Here is a 16,072-nt window from a genome sequence, read left to right on the forward strand (position 1 = left end):
CATGGCCATACGCCCCTCCCTATCCAAAGAGCATTCACTATGGAATTCACTGAAACCAGACGCCTGTATCAGCAACTGGCCGCCGAGCTTAAACAGCGTATCGAAAGCGGCCGATACCCGGTGGGCGATAAGCTGCCGGCCGAGCGCTACATTGCCGAAGAGATGAACGTCAGCCGTACCGTGGTACGCGAAGCGATCATCATGCTGGAAGTGGAAGGCTACGTCGACGTACGCAAAGGCTCCGGGATCCACGTGATGTCCAACCAGCAAAAGCATCTGGTGGTGCCGGGCGACAGCATTGAATTTGCCACCGCCGGGCCGTTCGAGCTGCTGCAGGCACGCCAACTGATTGAGAGCAACATCGCCGAATTCGCCGCGACCCAGGTTACCAAGCAGGACATCGTCCAACTGATGGAGATCCAGGAACAGGCGCGCAAGGAAGATCGCTTCCGCGACTCGCAGTGGGATCTGAAATTCCACGTGCAGGTGGCGCTGGCCACTCAGAACACCGCCATGGCCACCATCGTGGAAAAAATGTGGGTTCAGCGGGTGAATAACCCTTATTGGATCAAGCTGCATGAGCATATCGACGATCGCTCCATCGCCAGCTGGTGCGACGACCACGATCAGATCCTCAAAGCATTGATACGTAAAGATCCTTACGCCGCCAAGTTGGCCATGTGGCAGCACCTGGAAAACACCAAGCAGATGCTGTTCAACGCCACCAGCGACGATTTTGAATATAATGCCGACCGCTACCTGTTCGCCGATAACCCGGTAGTGCATCTCGATGGCGTAGCCGCCGAAAATAAATAGCCCAGGCGGTCAAAAATCGTCGGGTTATGTCAGGTATTGTAAAATCCGCTGAATCGATGCCTGAACGGCGATTTGCCGTGTAGTATTTCACCGCTGGCAACGTAGATTTCCCTGTTGCCAATCGTGCTATTTTGGTAAAGTTGAGCCACTTTTTTACCCTCTGCTACGGGGCGGGACGCGAATACATGCGCTGGTTGTTTGCCATGCTTATTGCTCTTTTTTGCTGGACCGGTTCGGTCTCCGGCCAAAAGCTATGCGCGGCACCTTCCAAAGCAACCCCTACATCGCTGAGCAGTTTACCCTCGCTCTCCGATCCGCTGCTTTCCCCTTACGACCAGGTTTATCGGTCACCGGCAGAGCTGCAGCGAAAAAAGCCGGGTAAATTGCCGTTGTTATTGCCGCGGTTGCATTCCTTCTCCGGCTCGCTGTCGACCTGCGCCCAATTACCGCCGGTCTATACCCTGGCCGCAGAGCTGGGCCACCGCACCAAACTCCCGCGCCAGAACTCACCTGCGCTCAACCGGCTTGCCCAGGTCAACTGGACGCTGCACACCCCGCAGCAGCAAAACAGGCTAGGCGGCTGGAAAGAAAGTAATATGCTTTACCGTGGCACGCTGACTTACCACTCATGACCGGTGTCGCACCGACTAGAATCTACTAAAAAGCAACGCCGTTTCATCATTATCAGCAGCCAGCATCGCCCGCGCGCTTTCGGCCCCACTCGATCAGCCGCTGAAATAAAATAAACAATGACGTTTTAGGAACACCGGATGGACATCATTAAAGAACTGTTACATGCCTTATGGCAGCAGGATTTTGAGACGCTGGCGAACCCTTCGCTGGTCTGGACCCTCTACGTGCTGCTGTTTATGATCCTGTTTTTGGAAAACGGTCTGCTGCCGGCAGCCTTTCTGCCAGGGGATAGCCTGTTGATCCTGGTCGGCGTCCTGATCGCCAAAGGCACCATGAATTTCCCGCTCACCATCCTGATCCTGACCGTCGCCGCCAGCCTGGGGTGCTGGGTCAGCTACATACAGGGCAAGTGGCTCGGCAATACCCGAACGGTACAGGGCTGGCTGTCGCATCTGCCGGCTCACTATCATCAACGGGCTCACCAACTGTTCCACCGCCATGGGCTTTCGGCCTTGCTGGTCGGCCGTTTCCTGGCGTTTGTCCGCACTCTGCTGCCGACCATTGCCGGACTGTCTGGCCTGAGCAATGCCCGCTTCCAGTTCTTTAACTGGATGAGCGGCCTGCTGTGGGTCGTGATCCTCACCTCGCTGGGCTTTGCGCTGGGAAAAACTCCGGTATTTCGTAAGTATGAAGACCAGCTGATGTTCTGCCTGATGCTGTTGCCGCTGGTGCTGCTGGTCGTCGGGTTAGTCGGCTCGCTGATCGTCTTGTGGCGCAAGAAACGCGCCGACAGCCAGGACCAGGGGAAAGGGGCGTGATGATCAAGCGCCCGCGCTGGCAATATGTTTTGCTGATTGCGCTCGCTTTGCTGGCACTCGCCACGCTGTTGGTGCCCTGCATGGTGCGAACCGAAAGCGAGCTACGCATTCGCGCAGGGCAGCAAGGCCTTTCGCTGCCTGACGGTTTTTATGTCTATCAACGGCTGGATCAACGCGGTATTCGCATCAAAAGCATTACTCCGGAAGGCGACGGTCTGGTGATCCGCCTGGACTCGCCGGAACAGCAGTTGCTGGCGCGCGAGGCCTTGCAAACCATTCTGCCGCCGGGGTACATCATTGCCCTGAGCGAATCCCCAGTACCTACCCATTGGGTACGTGAATTTGCACGCTCTCCCCTTAATCTGGGATAATACCCTTTCATATGAAAGGGTTTCCTTTCATAACACCGCCCTGTTCAATTAAGCATCAATCACCACCGAACTGTGGCGGATTCTTTGGGGTCTTCACGATTTATGGCTATGCTCAAAGTTAGCGTCAGTCAGCCACGTAAGACTCCTGTCGCACTGCCCCTGTTGGCAGTCAGGAACAGTGGATGCGTTCTAGCGCCTCCCATTAACAAGGAATTGATAGCATGAAATTACGCCAATCGATGTTACTGGCTCTCCCATTCTTCGTCTTCCCGGCCCTGTCGTTTGCGGCTGAGGGCGGTTGTGCAGCCAAAGCACAAGAGATTCAAAAACAGATCGATTACGCCACCCAGCATGGCAACACTCACCGTGTTGCTGGGCTGAAAACGGCACTGAGCGAAGTGCAAACGCATTGTACCGAAGCCGGCCTGCAGGCCGATCGCCAGAAAAAAATCGATGAGAAACAAAGCAAGGTTGCCGAACGTCAGCAGGAGCTGAAAGAAGCTCAGCAGGCCGGCAATCTGGATAAAATTGCCAAGAAACAGAAAAAGCTGACTGAAGCTCAAGCCGAGCTTAAGCAAGCCCAAGCGGAATAATTTTTTTACACTAGCGGATTTATCGCTGAGAGCCGCACCATGCGGGATTTTTACCGTATTTGAAATGGATGCTTAGTGATATCAACTACTCATCCCCCCTTTGCTCCGGCGAAAAAATCCGCTATGTTAAAAGTCTGTCTCAGTTAACGTTAAGGAATTATCACATGGCACATGATTCAAATGCAGAAAACTTACGCGCTGAACTTAAATCCTTAGCCGATACGCTGGAAGAAGTGTTGAACTCTTCCACCGATAAGCCAAAAGCCGAGCTGGAAAAGCTGCGCTCCAAAGCTGAAGGCGCACTGAAGGATACCCGTGCTCGCCTGAGCGATGCCGGGGACAAACTGGCTTCTCAAACCAAACAGATCGCCGGCCAGGCGGACGAATATGTTCGTGATAATCCGTGGACTGGTATCGGTATCGGCGCCGCTGTCGGTGTGGTTCTGGGCGTTCTGTTAGCTCGCCGCTAATTATGGCTGAACAACAACCGCAAGTTCGTGCACAGGGCCCCGCCAAGGGGGTCCTGGATGTCGCCCAGCGCATCATTACTATTCTGGTCGGTATGGTGGAAACCCGTGTCCGTCTGGCAGTGGTCGAGTTGGAAGAGGAGAAAGCCAACCTCATTCAGTTGCTGATCATGGCCGGCATGACACTGTTGTTCACCGCATTTGGCCTGATGAGCCTGTTGATCCTGATTTTCTGGGCCATCGATCCTATCTACCGCCTGATGGCGTTAGGGGCCACTACCGGGGTGCTGCTGTTCTTGGCCGTGTTCGGTGCCATTTGGACACTGGTCAAGGCTCGCCGCTCCACGTTGTTGGGCGCCACGCGCAAACAGTTGGAGATCGACCGTTCCGAGCTGGAGGACGAAAAATGAATCGTCGCCGCTATCTGGAATGGAGAAAAGAGAAGCTCGTCCGCAAGATCCAGCAGCAAAGGCTGGATCTTGCGGAAAACAAAACCCTGTGGTTGGAAAAGACCGAGCGTATCGACCGCGGCTGGCAAACGGTTTTCGGCTTGCGTAAATACCTGGTGGTCGGCTCCAGCGTGATGGCCATCTACGGTATACGCCATCCAAGCAAGCTGATTCGCTGGTCTCGTCGTGCTTTTGGTGTCTTTGGCACTATCCGTTTGATCCAGAAAACCTTTTCCAACAAATAACCTTTCGCAGTTCCTTCAATTCTTCCGTTGTTAAGCCCGCCTTTTCGCAGAAAATTCCCGTTTCTGTCGGTGAAGGCTGGGCAACATTCTGATTCCCCTCTCTTTGTTAGCAGGCTAAAGATTCAGTTTTTTTGAAAAAATACGACAGTTTTACTTGCTAACAAAGCGTACGCTTCCCGATTAACATTCACTCCATCGACACGAGACGGGCCGCACGGGGCTAAATACCCGGCATACCGCCCACCGACATGAAAACGCCAAGACTGGCAAACAAAAATCACTTTGGAGTAAATGATGAAAAAATTAGAAGATACAGGTTTGCTGGTTGCGCGTATTTTGATGACAATCCTGTTTATCGTGGCAGGCTACGGCAAAATGGGCGATGCCTATGCCGGAACCCAACAGTACATGCAATCAATGGGCGTGCCTGGCTTCTTGTTGCCGCTGACCATCCTGCTGGAATTTGGCGGCGGTCTGGCAATCATGTTCGGTTTCCTGACTCGTACCGTAGCGCTGTTCACCGCCGGTTTTACTGTGCTGACCGCGTTATTGTTCCATACTAACTTTGCGGAAGGCGTAAACCAGCTGATGTTCATGAAGAACCTGGCCATCGCCGGCGGCTTCCTGGTACTGGCTGTTGCCGGCCCGGGCGGTTTCAGTATCGACCGTTTGCTGAACAAGAAGTGGTAAGTTTTTAATAGCGACACGGGGCCCGGTAAGCGGGCCCTTCTGCTTTTTCACTCGGACACGAAGGAGATTCCCATGGGACAACTCGTCGATGGCGTTTGGCAAGACATCTGGTATGACACCTCATCTACCGGAGGCCGTTTCAAACGCTCAACCTCTCAGTTCCGCAACTGGGTGACCGCCGACGGCCAGCCGGGCGAACACGGCGTCGGAGGTTTTAAAGCGGAGAAAGATCGTTATCACCTGTACGTTTCACTTGCCTGCCCTTGGGCGCACCGCACTCTGCTGATGCGTAAATTGAAAGGGCTGGAGCAGATCATTCCTGTTTCGGTGGTACATCCGCTGATGCTGGAAAACGGCTGGACCTTCGGCACCGATTTCCCTGAAGCGACCGGCGATGATCTCTATCACTCAGATTTCCTCTACCAGCTTTACCTGCGCGCCGACCCGCACTACACCGGTCGTGTGACTGTTCCGGTGCTGTGGGACAAGCAGCAGCAAACCATCGTCAGCAATGAATCCGCCGATATCATTCGCATGTTCAACAGCGCATTCGATGGCGTTGGCGCACGCGCCGGCGATTATTATCCTGCAGAGCTACGCGGGAAAATTGATGAGCTGAACGGCTGGATTTACGACCTGGTGAACAACGGAGTGTATAAGGCCGGTTTTGCCACCAGCCAGGAGGCCTATGACGAAGCGGTACACGGGGTATTCGACGCCCTGGCACGGCTGGAGCAAATTCTGGGACAACAGCGTTATCTGACGGGCGATCGCCTGACTGAGGCTGACCTGCGCCTGTGGACCACGTTGATACGCTTCGATCCGGTGTATGTTACCCACTTTAAGTGCGACAAACACCGCATCAGCGATTACCTCAACCTGTACGGCTTCCTGCGTGATATCTACCAGATGCCAGGCATTGCCGAAACGGTCAGTTTGCCGCACATCCGCAATCACTATTATCGCAGCCACGCCACCATCAATCCGCACGGCATCATTTCGATTGGGCCGGCGCAGGATCTCGACGAACCACACGGTCGCGACACGCGTTTCGGTTAACGGCAAGCTCCCCTTTGCATGCGGCAAGGGGGAGCGCTTACTGACGCTCCAACTGGGTGAACAGCCTTGGGATCTCGCGCAGGAACCAGGCTTTCGCCTCGCCCATGCTGTCGCGCCGCCAGGCCATGATAATGTCAACTTCACGGCTGTATTCAGGCCCCACCACCCGCAAGCGCCCTTCTTCGATATCTTTCTCGACCATCGGGTAAGGCATGGTCGCCACGCCCAGACCGGCCAACAGAGCCAGACGTTTATCTTCAATGGTGCTCACCGTCAGACGCTGCTGCTTATCCAGCAATTGTACGGTTAATACCGGACGTTCCCTGGCGGTATCGGCTACCGCGATACCACGGTATTTCACCCGCGTGGCCTCAGCCAACGGCTCCGGCTCGAGATGGATCGGATGGTCCGGTGCGGCCACATACATGCTCGTCACTTTGTACAGTTTGCGCGTGTTGATTTCTGACGAGGCGCGAAAATGCATGTCCGGGGCGATAACGATATCGGCGCGCCCCTGCTCCAGCCGCTCCCAGGCTCCAGCCAGCACCTCAGTGAAGATAGACACCTGGGTATTGGCTTTGAGCGCCAGCTTATCAACCAGCGGAAACAGCTTGCTTGGCGGCGACAAGGCCTCGCTGACGATAGTCAGATGGGTTTCCCAGCCGCGCGCCAGTGCCTCGGCGTCGGTGGTCAACTTATCCGCCGCCTCCAGCAGCACCCGTCCACGATCCAGCAGCATGCGGCCGACGTTGGTGAATTTGGTGCGGTGGCCGGAGCGGTCGAACAGCACCACGTCCAATTCTTCTTCCAATTTTTGCATGGTGTAGCTGAGCGCCGAAGGCACACGCCCCAGCTCATCGGCTGCCGCAGCAAAGCTGCCACGTCGGTCGATCGCATCCATAACCCTTAACGCTTCAAGCGTTAACGCCCGATCTCTGGCCATCGAATCTCTCTGTCAGGAAATTTGAATATGCCGACCAGATTAACTGGCTAACAATCCGGCGTCCAGATGCTTACCATCTAGATAATGAATTTAGAGAGCCAATTGCCATGATTACATGCAGAACAGCAAAACAATGCGGGCAAGCTGACTTTGGTTGGCTGCAGGCTCGCTACACCTTTTCTTTTGGACATTACTTCGATCCCAAGCTGATGGGTTACGCCTCGCTGCGGGTGCTCAATCAGGAAGTCCTGGCGCCGGGCGCAGCCTTGCAGCCGCGTACTTATCCGAGCGTGGACATTCTGAATTTGATCCTGCAGGGCCAGGCCGAATATCGCGACAGCGACGGTAACTCGATGAGCGCCAAGGCCGGTGAGGCTTTGCTGCTGGCCACCCAGCCAGGGATGAGTTACAGCGAACAAAACGCCAGCAGCGATACGCCGCTAACCCGTCTGCAACTGTGGTTGGATGCCTGTCCAGACACCAATAACGAACGAGTGCAGCGCCTGACGCTGCCAGCGAAGGGTGTGACGCTACTGGCATCGCCGGACGGCGCTCAGGGTAGCCTGCAACTGCGACAACAGGTGTGGATCCATCACCTGGATTTACAGGAAGGCGAGCAGCAGACGTTGGCATTGAATGGGCCCCGTGCTTACTTGCAGTCGATCCACGGTACCATTGAAGCCCAGGGCAACCATCAGGACAGCCAGAACCTGACGTGCGGTGACGGCGCATTTATCCATGATGAAAACCGCCTGACGATACGCGCCGCCACGCCGCTGCGTGCGCTGCTGATCGACTTGCCGGTGTGAGTCACATCCTGAAAGGAAAAAACCCCGCGTAACTTGCGTCACGCGGGGTTTTCTTTATAGAGGGAGCTGACCGGTAAGCCGGGTTCTGTCGTGGACAGTCATTCCTCTAGGCCAGCAATCGCTCACTGGCTCAAGCAGCCTACCCGGGTTCAGTACGGGCCGTACCATGTGAACCCCTATTTGGCCTTGCTCCGGGTGGAGTTTACCGTGCCACGAACTGTTGCCAGTCGCGCGGTGCGCTCTTACCGCACCCTTTCACCCTTACCTGATCCCGCTTGCGCGGGCCATCGGCGGTTTGCTCTCTGTTGCACTAGTCGTAGGCTTGCGCCTCCCAGGCGTTACCTGGCACCCTGCCCTATGGAGCCCGGACTTTCCTCCCCTCCACCTGTCTCCCCCGAAAGGGACGGCAGTGAAGCGGCGACTGTCTGGTCAACTCCGGCGCGGATAGTAGCGTTGCGCTCACGGCAGGTCAACCGCTTTACTGTTCTTGTTGCTCCAATGCGTGTTTATACAACGCATTTTTCTTCACGCCGTGGATCTCCGCCGCCAGCGCCGCCGCCTTTTTCAACGGCAATTCTTTTTGCAACAGCGCCAGCGTCCGCAACGCCTCCAGCGGCAGTGCATCTTCCTGTACTTTGTGGCCTTCAACGATCAACACCATCTCACCGCGACGACGCACTTCATCTTCCTGCACCCAGGCCAGCAATTCGCCGACCGGCGCACCGGTAATGGATTCCCAGGTCTTGGTCAGTTCGCGCGCCAGCACCACGTAACGGTGCGGCCCCCACACGGTCACCATGTCCTGCAAACTTTCCAGAAGACGGTGGGTTGATTCGTAGAAAATCAGCGTGCGCGGTTCCTCTGCCAGCGCCATCAGCGTATCCTTACGCCCCTTGGTTTTCGCCGGCAGGAACCCTTCGTAACAGAAGCGGTCTGAAGCCAGACCGGCAGCACACAGCGCGGTGGTTGCCGCACAGGCGCCGGGTAAGGGTACGACGCGGATACCGGCTTCACGGCAGCGGCGTACCAGGTGATAGCCAGGATCGTTAATCAAAGGCGTACCTGCGTCGGAAACCAGCGCAATGCTCTGGCCTTCCTGCAATTTCGCCAGCAGTTGATCGGCCTTTTGCTGTTCGTTATGGTCGTGCAGCGCAAACAACCGCGCGCTAATCGCAAAGTGTTGCAACAGCAACCCGGTGTGGCGCGTGTCCTCCGCCGCAATCAGATCAACGCTTTTCAGTACCTCTAACGCACGGTGGGTAATGTCCCCTAAATTGCCGATTGGGGTGGGCACCACATACAGCGTTGATGCAGAAATGACTGATTGTTGGTGTTGATTCATTGTTTCATCCGGATTGCCGATTTAATATTAAGCATCTTGAAAAAAACATCACTGGATACAGTATGCTTTCCTCAACATTCGTTCGTACCAAAGCAGGGCGTTCAAAGCCTGTCCGACTTACCGCAGTTATCGCGGCAGCCCTTTTCCTTGCAGGTTGCCCGAGTCAGGCCCCGCAGACGCCGCCCGCTAATATACAGGACGAAGCGAGCGCCAGTTCCGATTACTATCTGCAGCAGCTACAGCAAAGCAGCAATGATAACAAGGCTGACTGGCAATTACTTGCTATTCGCGCGTTACTGCGCGAAGGGAAACTGCCGCAGGCCAGTGAACAACTGAACCAGCTGCCGAAAAACCTCAGCAGCGTTCAACTGGTGGAGCGCCAGTTACTGAGCGCCGAGCTGCAGGTGGCGAACAAAAGCTATGTCGCTGCCCGCACCACCCTGAGCCATCTGGATACCGGCTCGTTGTCGGCCAACCAGCTGGTGCGCTTCTACCAGGCGCAGATCGCTGCTAATCAGGGTAAACCTTCCCTGCCGCTGATCCGCGCTTACATCGCACAAGAACCGCTGGTGACCGGCAAAGCGCACCAAACCAATCTGGACCAGACCTGGCTGGCCCTGCTGCAGCTGACACCGCAGGACATGAACAGTCTGGTGATCAACGCCAATGAGAATGTACTGCAGGGCTGGTTGGATCTGCTGCGCGTTTATCAGGACAACAAACAGGATCCCGATCTGCTGAAGGCCGGTATTAAAGATTGGCAGAATCGCTACCCGCAGAATCCGGCGGCGAAAACACTGCCCACTCAGTTAAACCAGGTACTGAACTTTACCCAGGCTTCCACTTCAAAAATCGCACTGCTGCTGCCGTTGAACGGCCAGGCAAAAGTGTTCGCCGACGCGATCCAAAAAGGGTTTGAAGCGGCGAAAAACGGCGTGACGCCTTCCGCTCCGGTGCAACAACAACAGCAGCAACAGCCTACCAGCGAGCCGGTACAGGCTCCTGCCTCGACGGATCCCAATGCCAACGGCGCAGTAAGCACCTCGGCGCCGTCAGCAGATGCTGCCCCGGTCACTGCCGCTCAGCCTTCTGCTCCGTCTACCGCGCCAATTACGCCGCCGCAGGCCGCTAACGCGCAAATTAAGGTGTATGATACCTCCAGTCAGCCACTGGCCGCGCTGCTGACGCAGGCCCAGCAGGATGGTGCCACCCTGGTGGTCGGCCCGCTGCTGAAAGAAAATGTCGATCAACTGGCTGGCAGTACCACCACCCTGAATGTCTTGGCGCTCAACCAGCCGGAAACGCCGAAAGACAATCCGAACATTTGTTACTTCGCGCTTTCACCGGAAGATGAAGCCCGCGATGCTGCCCGCCACATTTGGGAACAGCAGAAACGGCAACCGCTGTTGCTGATCCCGCGCGGTGCCTTCGGCGATCGCGTTGCCAAAGCCTTTAATCAGGAGTGGCAAAAACTGGGCGGCCAAACGGTGCTGCAGCAAAATATCGGCTCCGCCGGTGAATTGCGCCAAATGGTGAACAGCGGCGGCATTCGCATGTCGGGTACGCCAATCTCCACCGCGCCGGCACCGCAGGCCGTTACCATTGCCGGGCTGACCATCCCTGCGCCACCGAGCGATACGCCAGCAGCCAGCGGCGGCAGCGTAGATTCGGTCTATATCGTCGCGACCCAGTCCCAGCTGACGTTGATCAAACCGATGATCGACATGGCCACCAACTCGCACAGCAAGCCGGCGATGTACGCCAGTTCACGCAGCTACCAGGCCGGTGCCGGTCCGGACTTCCGTCTGGAAATGGAAGGCCTGCAGTTCAGCGATATCCCGTTGCTGGCCGGTGCCAACCCGCAGCTGTTGCAGCAGGCAAGCAGCCAGTTCCGCAACGACTACTCGCTGGTGCGTCTGTACGCCATGGGGATGGATGCCTGGACATTGTCCAACCACTTTGCTGAAATGCGCCAGTTGCCCGGCTTCCAGGTCTCCGGCACCACTGGCATGCTGACCGCCTCACCGGGTTGCGTCATCAACAGAAAACTGCCTTGGTTGCAATACCGCCAGGGCATGGTCGTTCCGGTCTCTTGAGTCAACGTGCCACAGGGGCGGGCTATGAATTACAGGCCCGCCACTATCTGGAACGCGCCGGGCTCACCTTCTTCGCCGCCAATGTTACGCTGCGCGGCGGTGAGCTCGACCTGATCATGCGCGATGGCCAAACCTGGGTGTTCGTTGAAGTACGCTACCGACGCAGCGATGCGTTTGGCGGTGCAGCCGCCAGCGTTACCTATCGCAAGCAACAGCGGTTGCTGCATGCCGCCGCCGTTTGGCTGGCGGGGCGCGGAGCCAGTTTTGACACATCGTCTTGCCGTTTTGATGTTTTGGCCATTACCGGTAGCCAGTTAGAATGGATACCCAACGCCTTCAATGCGGATTAAACGTGGTTTACCGGTGCAGACCGGCCCTTTGACTTAGTGGATTAATACAACGTGCTGGATAGAATTAAAGCCTGTTTTACCGAAAGCATCCAAACCCAGATTGCGGCGGCGGAAGCTTTGCCCGACGCCATCTCGCGTGCAGCAATGACGCTGGTTCAATCCTTACTTAACGGTAATAAAATTCTGTGCTGCGGTAATGGCACCTCGGCAGCCAATGCGCAGCATTTCGCCGCCAGCATGATCAACCGCTTTGAAACCGAGCGCCCAAGCCTGCCGGCCATTGCCCTGAATGCCGATAACGTAGTGCTGACCGCGATCACCAACGATCGCCTGCACGATGAAGTCTATGCCAAACAGGTTCGTGCGCTCGGACACGCCGGCGACGTACTGCTGGCAATTTCCACCCGCGGCAATAGCCGTGATATTGTGAAAGCGGTCGAAGCCGCCGTGACGCGTGACATGACGATTGTCGCACTTACCGGTTACGACGGTGGGGAACTGGCCGGCTTGCTCGGTCAGCAGGATGTCGAGATCCGCATCCCTTCCCACCGCAGTGCACGCATTCAGGAAATGCATATGCTGACTGTAAATTGCCTATGCGACCTGATAGATAATACGTTGTTTCCCCACCAGGACGATTAAGGAACTGAGATGAAGCTAAAAGCCACATTTGCAGTGCTGTCCAGCGCCCTGCTGTTACAAGGTTGTATTGCAGGCGTTGTCGTTGGCAGCGCCGCCGTCGCCACTAAAACGGCCACCGACCCACGCAGCGTGGGGACTCAGGTAGACGATGGGACGCTGGAAGCCCGGGTTGAAAATGCCCTGAGCAAAGATCAGCAGCTGAAAAAAGAGGCTCGGGTGGTCGCAACCGCCTACCAGGGTAAAGTCCTGCTGACTGGCCAATCGCCAAGCACCGATCTGGCGGCTCGCGCCAAGCAAATCGCCATGGGCGTTGAAGGCACCACCGAAGTGTATAACGAGATCCGTCAGGGAACGCCGGTTAGCCTGAGCACCGCCTCCTCCGATACCTGGATCACCACCAAGGTCCGTTCACAGCTGCTCACCAGCGATACGGTGAAGTCATCCAACGTGAAAGTGACCACTGAAAATGGCGAAGTGTTCTTGCTGGGCCTGGTCACCCAACAGGAAGGCCAGTCTGCGGCGCAGATCGCCAGCCAGGTGAGCGGCGTGAAACACGTCACCACCGCCTTCACCTTCGTTAAATGATCCTTCAGGCAAGGGGCCTTCCCCTTGCCGCTTTTCTGCACGCTCCCCGCTGTTGTACCCTGGTTTAATGAGTCGCGTTTAAAGTCATCTCTCACTTCATTACGGATAAAATTCAAATGGACAGAATTTTAATCGGTTTTCTCACTGCCGTTTCTTTATTCACCGCCGGAGTTTCCGCCTCCAATCCGCCACAGGAAGCGCCCCGCGCCGAGCACGCCCTAGCCCCGATGGCCGATAAAACCGTTGCTACCGAAGGCGCGATCACGGTCAACCAGGTAAAAATCAATTATCAGGCGCAAACCGGGGTGCTGGAATTGAGCAAAGACGACCCAGAAGATCCCGTGACCGGCATGTTCTATGTCGCGTATTTCAAAAAGAATGAGAATAAGAACGAGAACAGGCCGATTACCTTTATCTACAACGGCGGGCCGGGCTCCGCCTCGCTTTGGCTGCATATGGGGGCACTCGGGCCTAAACGGGTTATCGCTACTCAGCCAGAGAAAACACAGCTGGCGCCTTACCAACTAACCGATAACCAATACAGCCTGCTCAACGTCAGCGATCTGGTGTTTATCGATGCCCCCGGAACGGGTTACAGCCGCTTTTCCAGCAGTGCCGCCAGCCAGCCGGAGAGAGCGCAGCAAAAATCACAGAGTGCCAGCAACGTTTATGGCGTCAACGGCGATGCTCAGGCTTTTTCTCAGTTTATCGTTCAGTTTCTAACGCATTACCAACGCTGGAACTCACCTAAATATTTATTGGGTGAAAGCTACGGCACCACCCGCTCGGTGGTATTGGCCGAGACGCTAAAAAATCAGAATATCGATCTTAACGGCATTATCCTGATGTCGCAGTTTCTGAACTATGACAACAATGTCGACGATCCCAATCAAAACCCCGGCGTCGATCAGCCTTACTACCTGGCACTACCCACCTACGCGGCCAGCGCGTGGTACCACCAGCGGCTGCCGGGCAAACACCAGAGCCTGCAAACCTTGTTAGACCAGGCCGAGAAGTTTGCACTGGGGACTTATGCCCAGGCATTGCTGCAAGGTGCCAATCTGCCTGAAAAAGATCGCCAAACGCTCGCCGAGCAACTTTACCAATTTACCGGCATTTCGGCCGATTATTGGCTCAAGGCCAATCTGCGCCTGAGTGGGCCGGTTTTCGCCAAACAACTGTTGAGCGGCCAGGACGAGACCATTGGCAGAATCGATACCCGCTATCGTGGGCCATCGCTGGATAATATCGCCGAAACGTCCAATTACGATCCCAACATCAGTGCAATTACTTCCGCCTACGTCGCGCAATTCCACGATTATCTTGGCAAGACGCTGCATTTTAGCGCCGACCAAAACTATCGCGCATTTTCCGATGAGATCTATGACTGGAACATGTCCAGCAACAGCCGCGACAGATCGTTTAACGTGTTGCCGAGCCTGTCGCGGGTGATGAAAATGAACCCGGCAATGAGAGTGATGGTGATAGGAGGGGTTTACGATCTGGCCACGCCTTATTTCGTCGCCAAATATGAGATGAGCCATCTGCCCGTGTCGCCCAAACTACGCGACAATATCCGTTTCTATTGGTATGACACCGGGCATATGCCGTACGTGGATGAACCATCGCTCAAAAAGATGCATGCAGACCTGAGTGCGTTTATCAGTCAAAAACCCTGATACAAAATTCACTGCTAAAGAGACGGCTCCCCTGCCTAACGGTAGGGGAGCATCAGGTTAATCGAGCTTATTCTCTTTCAGGAAACCTTCCCCACCCAACTGGCGCATCTGGCGCATGATCCACTGCTGTCGCTGTATGACATAGCCGGAAGGCGCATTGGCCTTGAAGCGATGTGGATTGGGCAACACCGCCGCCAGCAGTGCAGCCTCCGATGCAGTCAGACGCTTGGCCGGTTTATTGAAGTAGCGCCGTGACGCTTCCTCTACACCGAATACGCCGTCGCCGAACTCCACGATATTCAGGTATACCGTCAGGATCCGGCGCTTGGTCCACACCAGTTCGATGCCGGAGGTCAAACCGGCCTCTAACCCTTTGCGCAACCAACTGCGGCCGTCCCACAGGAACAGGTTCTTCGCGGTTTGCTGCGACAGCGTAGAAGCGCCACGAATGCGCGTGGGTCGACGTTCATTGTGGCTGAACGCCTTTTCTATCGCCGCCACGTCAAAACCCCAGTGATCCGGGAACTTCTGATCCTCCGCCGCCATCACCGCCAGCGCCATCTGCGGGGAAATATCGTCCATCGACACCCAGTCGGAGTGCGCCACATAGCCAAAATCGCCTCTCAGCCAGGCACCGATCTGCCGCTCGACCATCACCGCAGAAAAAGGCACCGGTAAAAAAGCAAATACCAGGATACCCAGCAGCCAGGCGCCAACCACTGCGATCAATCCGCGTTTCAGCCAAAACCATGGCCGGGATAGCATCGATTTGCCCACAGATTTTCTCATTCAGCCAAATCCAGCACCCGTGAAACCAGCTTATCAATCCCGCGGGCGGCCTCACCGATCGATTTCGCCAACATATAGGCCGGCGTGGTCACCACTTTGTTCTCAATATCCACCACGATATCGTCAACCGGGCAAATGACCGGCTCACCGCCCATGGCATCAATCACTTCACCGAGGTCAGGATCGTTGCCAATGGTCAGCCGCACTTGTTGATCCAGCAACTTTGGCAGCAGCGCCGGCGCGATGCACATAAAACCAATTGGTTTATTTGCCTTATGCATTTGTTGCGTTAGCTTCGCTAAATCTTTATCAATCCAGCATTCCGCCCCTTCGCTGGCAAAACTGCTGAGGTTCTTCGCAGCGCCAAACCCACCGGGGACAATCAGGGCGTCCAGTTGGTCGGCATCGGCCTGTGAAAGCGGCTGGATCTTGCCTCTGGCAATGCGTGCGGACTCCAGCAAAACATTGCGCGCCTCTGGCATTTCATCACCAGATAAGTGATTAATAACATGAAGTTGAGGTTTATCAGGCGCAAAGCACACCGCCTGTGCGCCTGCCCGGTCCAACGCCAGCAGCGTCAGGACGGCCTCATGGATCTCCGTACCGTCATAAACCCCGCAGCCACTCAGCACTACACCCACGTTTTTCATCACCCTTCCTCCTGTTGATACTGTCAACTGGTTAGTGCTCGGAGTA

20 protein-coding genes and 1 other RNA gene are annotated in these 16,072 nt (G+C 55.8%); 16 read left to right on the top strand and 5 right to left on the bottom strand.

Features of this window, described 5'->3' with window-relative positions:
• Positions 1–39: 39 nt before the first annotated feature.
• The 10 genes from exuR to AAZT04_RS18285 all read left to right on the top strand — a co-directional run bounded on the left by exuR (position 40) and on the right by AAZT04_RS18285 (position 6,141).
• Positions 40–816 carry a transcriptional regulator ExuR gene (exuR, locus tag AAZT04_RS18240; RefSeq protein ID WP_020831798.1) on the top strand — a complete coding sequence of 259 codons (777 nt, stop codon included), beginning with the start codon at positions 40–42 and terminating at the stop codon, positions 814–816.
• 185 nt (positions 817–1,001) lie between these two features.
• Entirely contained in the window at positions 1,002–1,448 is a 447-nt protein-coding gene (locus tag AAZT04_RS18245) for a hypothetical protein (RefSeq protein WP_020831799.1), read from the top strand.
• A gap of 138 nt (positions 1,449–1,586) precedes the next feature.
• On the top strand, positions 1,587–2,267 hold the full coding sequence (locus AAZT04_RS18250; protein ID WP_020831800.1) for a DedA family protein: 681 nt from the start codon (positions 1,587–1,589) through the stop codon (positions 2,265–2,267).
• Positions 2,267–2,638: an EnvZ/OmpR regulon moderator MzrA gene (mzrA, locus tag AAZT04_RS18255; protein ID WP_020831802.1), complete on the top strand. Its 372-nt coding sequence runs from the start codon at positions 2,267–2,269 to the stop codon at positions 2,636–2,638. Before AAZT04_RS18250 ends, mzrA begins: the two co-directional genes overlap by 1 nt.
• A gap of 221 nt (positions 2,639–2,859) precedes the next feature.
• A complete protein-coding gene (locus AAZT04_RS18260) occupies positions 2,860–3,231 on the top strand; it encodes a DUF1090 domain-containing protein (RefSeq protein WP_020831804.1) in 372 nt (123 codons plus the stop codon).
• A 164-nt stretch (positions 3,232–3,395) separates the two neighbouring features.
• Positions 3,396–3,701, top strand: coding sequence for a DUF883 family protein (locus tag AAZT04_RS18265; protein ID WP_020831805.1), 306 nt, complete (start codon positions 3,396–3,398; stop codon positions 3,699–3,701).
• Positions 3,702–3,703: 2 nt separating this feature from the next.
• The gene (locus AAZT04_RS18270; protein ID WP_020831806.1) at positions 3,704–4,108 is read left to right on the top strand and encodes a phage holin family protein; all 405 of its coding nucleotides are present in this window, start codon (positions 3,704–3,706) and stop codon (positions 4,106–4,108) included.
• A complete protein-coding gene (locus AAZT04_RS18275; protein WP_048759871.1) occupies positions 4,105–4,392 on the top strand; it encodes a YqjK-like family protein in 288 nt (95 codons plus the stop codon). Before AAZT04_RS18270 ends, AAZT04_RS18275 begins: the two co-directional genes overlap by 4 nt.
• Before the next feature lie 294 nt (positions 4,393–4,686).
• A complete protein-coding gene (locus tag AAZT04_RS18280; RefSeq protein ID WP_020831809.1) occupies positions 4,687–5,082 on the top strand; it encodes a DoxX family protein in 396 nt (131 codons plus the stop codon).
• 72 nt (positions 5,083–5,154) lie between these two features.
• On the top strand, positions 5,155–6,141 hold the full coding sequence (locus tag AAZT04_RS18285) for a glutathione S-transferase family protein (protein WP_020831810.1): 987 nt from the start codon (positions 5,155–5,157) through the stop codon (positions 6,139–6,141).
• Between the two features lie 37 nt (positions 6,142–6,178).
• Here the strand turns inward: AAZT04_RS18285 and AAZT04_RS18290 are convergent, their stop codons facing one another.
• Positions 6,179–7,084, bottom strand: coding sequence for a LysR family transcriptional regulator (locus AAZT04_RS18290; protein WP_041414994.1), 906 nt, complete (start codon positions 7,082–7,084; stop codon positions 6,179–6,181).
• 107 nt (positions 7,085–7,191) lie between these two features.
• On the opposite strand from AAZT04_RS18290, the gene AAZT04_RS18295 reads away from it, so the two are divergent.
• Positions 7,192–7,893: a pirin family protein gene (locus tag AAZT04_RS18295; protein WP_020831814.1), complete on the top strand. Its 702-nt coding sequence runs from the start codon at positions 7,192–7,194 to the stop codon at positions 7,891–7,893.
• 58 nt (positions 7,894–7,951) lie between these two features.
• Here the strand turns inward: AAZT04_RS18295 and rnpB are convergent.
• Positions 7,952–8,330, bottom strand: an RNA gene (gene rnpB, locus AAZT04_RS18300) — RNase P RNA component class A.
• A 41-nt stretch (positions 8,331–8,371) separates the two neighbouring features.
• Positions 8,372–9,235 (bottom strand): 16S rRNA (cytidine(1402)-2'-O)-methyltransferase, encoded by an 864-nt coding sequence (gene rsmI, locus AAZT04_RS18305; RefSeq protein WP_020831815.1) that lies wholly within the window; start codon positions 9,233–9,235, stop codon positions 8,372–8,374.
• Positions 9,236–9,297: 62 nt separating this feature from the next.
• Between rsmI and AAZT04_RS18310 the strand changes: the two genes are divergently transcribed.
• The 5 genes from AAZT04_RS18310 (at position 9,298) to AAZT04_RS18330 (ending at position 14,587) form a co-directional block, all read left to right on the top strand.
• Complete coding sequence (locus AAZT04_RS18310) at positions 9,298–11,331, top strand: penicillin-binding protein activator (protein ID WP_129984012.1); 2,034 nt, start codon at positions 9,298–9,300, stop codon at positions 11,329–11,331.
• Positions 11,328–11,681: a YraN family protein gene (locus AAZT04_RS18315; RefSeq protein ID WP_020831818.1), complete on the top strand. Its 354-nt coding sequence runs from the start codon at positions 11,328–11,330 to the stop codon at positions 11,679–11,681. Before AAZT04_RS18310 ends, AAZT04_RS18315 begins: the two co-directional genes overlap by 4 nt.
• 51 nt (positions 11,682–11,732) lie before the next feature.
• Complete coding sequence (gene diaA, locus AAZT04_RS18320; protein ID WP_020831820.1) at positions 11,733–12,323, top strand: DnaA initiator-associating protein DiaA; 591 nt, start codon at positions 11,733–11,735, stop codon at positions 12,321–12,323.
• A gap of 9 nt (positions 12,324–12,332) precedes the next feature.
• Positions 12,333–12,908, top strand: coding sequence for a division/outer membrane stress-associated lipid-binding lipoprotein (gene dolP / locus AAZT04_RS18325; protein ID WP_020831822.1), 576 nt, complete (start codon positions 12,333–12,335; stop codon positions 12,906–12,908).
• A gap of 116 nt (positions 12,909–13,024) precedes the next feature.
• The gene (locus AAZT04_RS18330) at positions 13,025–14,587 is read left to right on the top strand and encodes a S10 family peptidase (protein WP_349525938.1); all 1,563 of its coding nucleotides are present in this window, start codon (positions 13,025–13,027) and stop codon (positions 14,585–14,587) included.
• A gap of 57 nt (positions 14,588–14,644) precedes the next feature.
• Here AAZT04_RS18330 and mtgA read toward each other — a convergent pair whose 3' ends face one another.
• Together mtgA and elbB are read right to left on the bottom strand one after the other, a co-directional pair.
• Complete coding sequence (gene mtgA / locus AAZT04_RS18335) at positions 14,645–15,376, bottom strand: monofunctional biosynthetic peptidoglycan transglycosylase (RefSeq protein WP_046372559.1); 732 nt, start codon at positions 15,374–15,376, stop codon at positions 14,645–14,647.
• Positions 15,373–16,026, bottom strand: coding sequence for an isoprenoid biosynthesis glyoxalase ElbB (gene elbB, locus AAZT04_RS18340; protein ID WP_020831829.1), 654 nt, complete (start codon positions 16,024–16,026; stop codon positions 15,373–15,375). Before elbB ends, mtgA begins: the two co-directional genes overlap by 4 nt.
• Positions 16,027–16,072: the final 46 nt, after the last annotated feature.

The sequence above is a fragment of the Serratia sp. Je.1.23.a genome (genome assembly GCF_051129805.1).
Classification (GTDB): Bacteria; Pseudomonadota; Gammaproteobacteria; order Enterobacterales; family Enterobacteriaceae; genus Serratia; species Serratia liquefaciens.

Bases quoted from the DNA above. Each gene is read 5' to 3' on its own strand.
- exuR (WP_020831798.1), top strand. From the start codon at position 40: ATGGAATTCACTGAAACCAGACGCCTGTATCAGCAACTGGCCGCCGAG.
- AAZT04_RS18245 (WP_020831799.1), top strand. From the start codon at position 1,002: ATGCGCTGGTTGTTTGCCATGCTTATTGCTCTTTTTTGCTGGACCGGT.
- AAZT04_RS18250 (WP_020831800.1), top strand. From the start codon at position 1,587: ATGGACATCATTAAAGAACTGTTACATGCCTTATGGCAGCAGGATTTT.
- mzrA (WP_020831802.1), top strand. From the start codon at position 2,267: ATGATCAAGCGCCCGCGCTGGCAATATGTTTTGCTGATTGCGCTCGCT.
- AAZT04_RS18260 (WP_020831804.1), top strand. From the start codon at position 2,860: ATGAAATTACGCCAATCGATGTTACTGGCTCTCCCATTCTTCGTCTTC.
- AAZT04_RS18265 (WP_020831805.1), top strand. From the start codon at position 3,396: ATGGCACATGATTCAAATGCAGAAAACTTACGCGCTGAACTTAAATCC.
- AAZT04_RS18270 (WP_020831806.1), top strand. From the start codon at position 3,704: ATGGCTGAACAACAACCGCAAGTTCGTGCACAGGGCCCCGCCAAGGGG.
- AAZT04_RS18275 (WP_048759871.1), top strand. From the start codon at position 4,105: ATGAATCGTCGCCGCTATCTGGAATGGAGAAAAGAGAAGCTCGTCCGC.
- AAZT04_RS18280 (WP_020831809.1), top strand. From the start codon at position 4,687: ATGAAAAAATTAGAAGATACAGGTTTGCTGGTTGCGCGTATTTTGATG.
- AAZT04_RS18285 (WP_020831810.1), top strand. From the start codon at position 5,155: ATGGGACAACTCGTCGATGGCGTTTGGCAAGACATCTGGTATGACACC.
- AAZT04_RS18290 (WP_041414994.1), bottom strand. From the start codon at position 7,084: ATGGCCAGAGATCGGGCGTTAACGCTTGAAGCGTTAAGGGTTATGGAT.
- AAZT04_RS18295 (WP_020831814.1), top strand. From the start codon at position 7,192: ATGATTACATGCAGAACAGCAAAACAATGCGGGCAAGCTGACTTTGGT.
- rsmI (WP_020831815.1), bottom strand. From the start codon at position 9,235: ATGAATCAACACCAACAATCAGTCATTTCTGCATCAACGCTGTATGTG.
- AAZT04_RS18310 (WP_129984012.1), top strand. From the start codon at position 9,298: ATGCTTTCCTCAACATTCGTTCGTACCAAAGCAGGGCGTTCAAAGCCT.
- dolP (WP_020831822.1), top strand. From the start codon at position 12,333: ATGAAGCTAAAAGCCACATTTGCAGTGCTGTCCAGCGCCCTGCTGTTA.
- AAZT04_RS18330 (WP_349525938.1), top strand. From the start codon at position 13,025: ATGGACAGAATTTTAATCGGTTTTCTCACTGCCGTTTCTTTATTCACC.
- mtgA (WP_046372559.1), bottom strand. From the start codon at position 15,376: ATGAGAAAATCTGTGGGCAAATCGATGCTATCCCGGCCATGGTTTTGG.
- elbB (WP_020831829.1), bottom strand. From the start codon at position 16,026: ATGAAAAACGTGGGTGTAGTGCTGAGTGGCTGCGGGGTTTATGACGGT.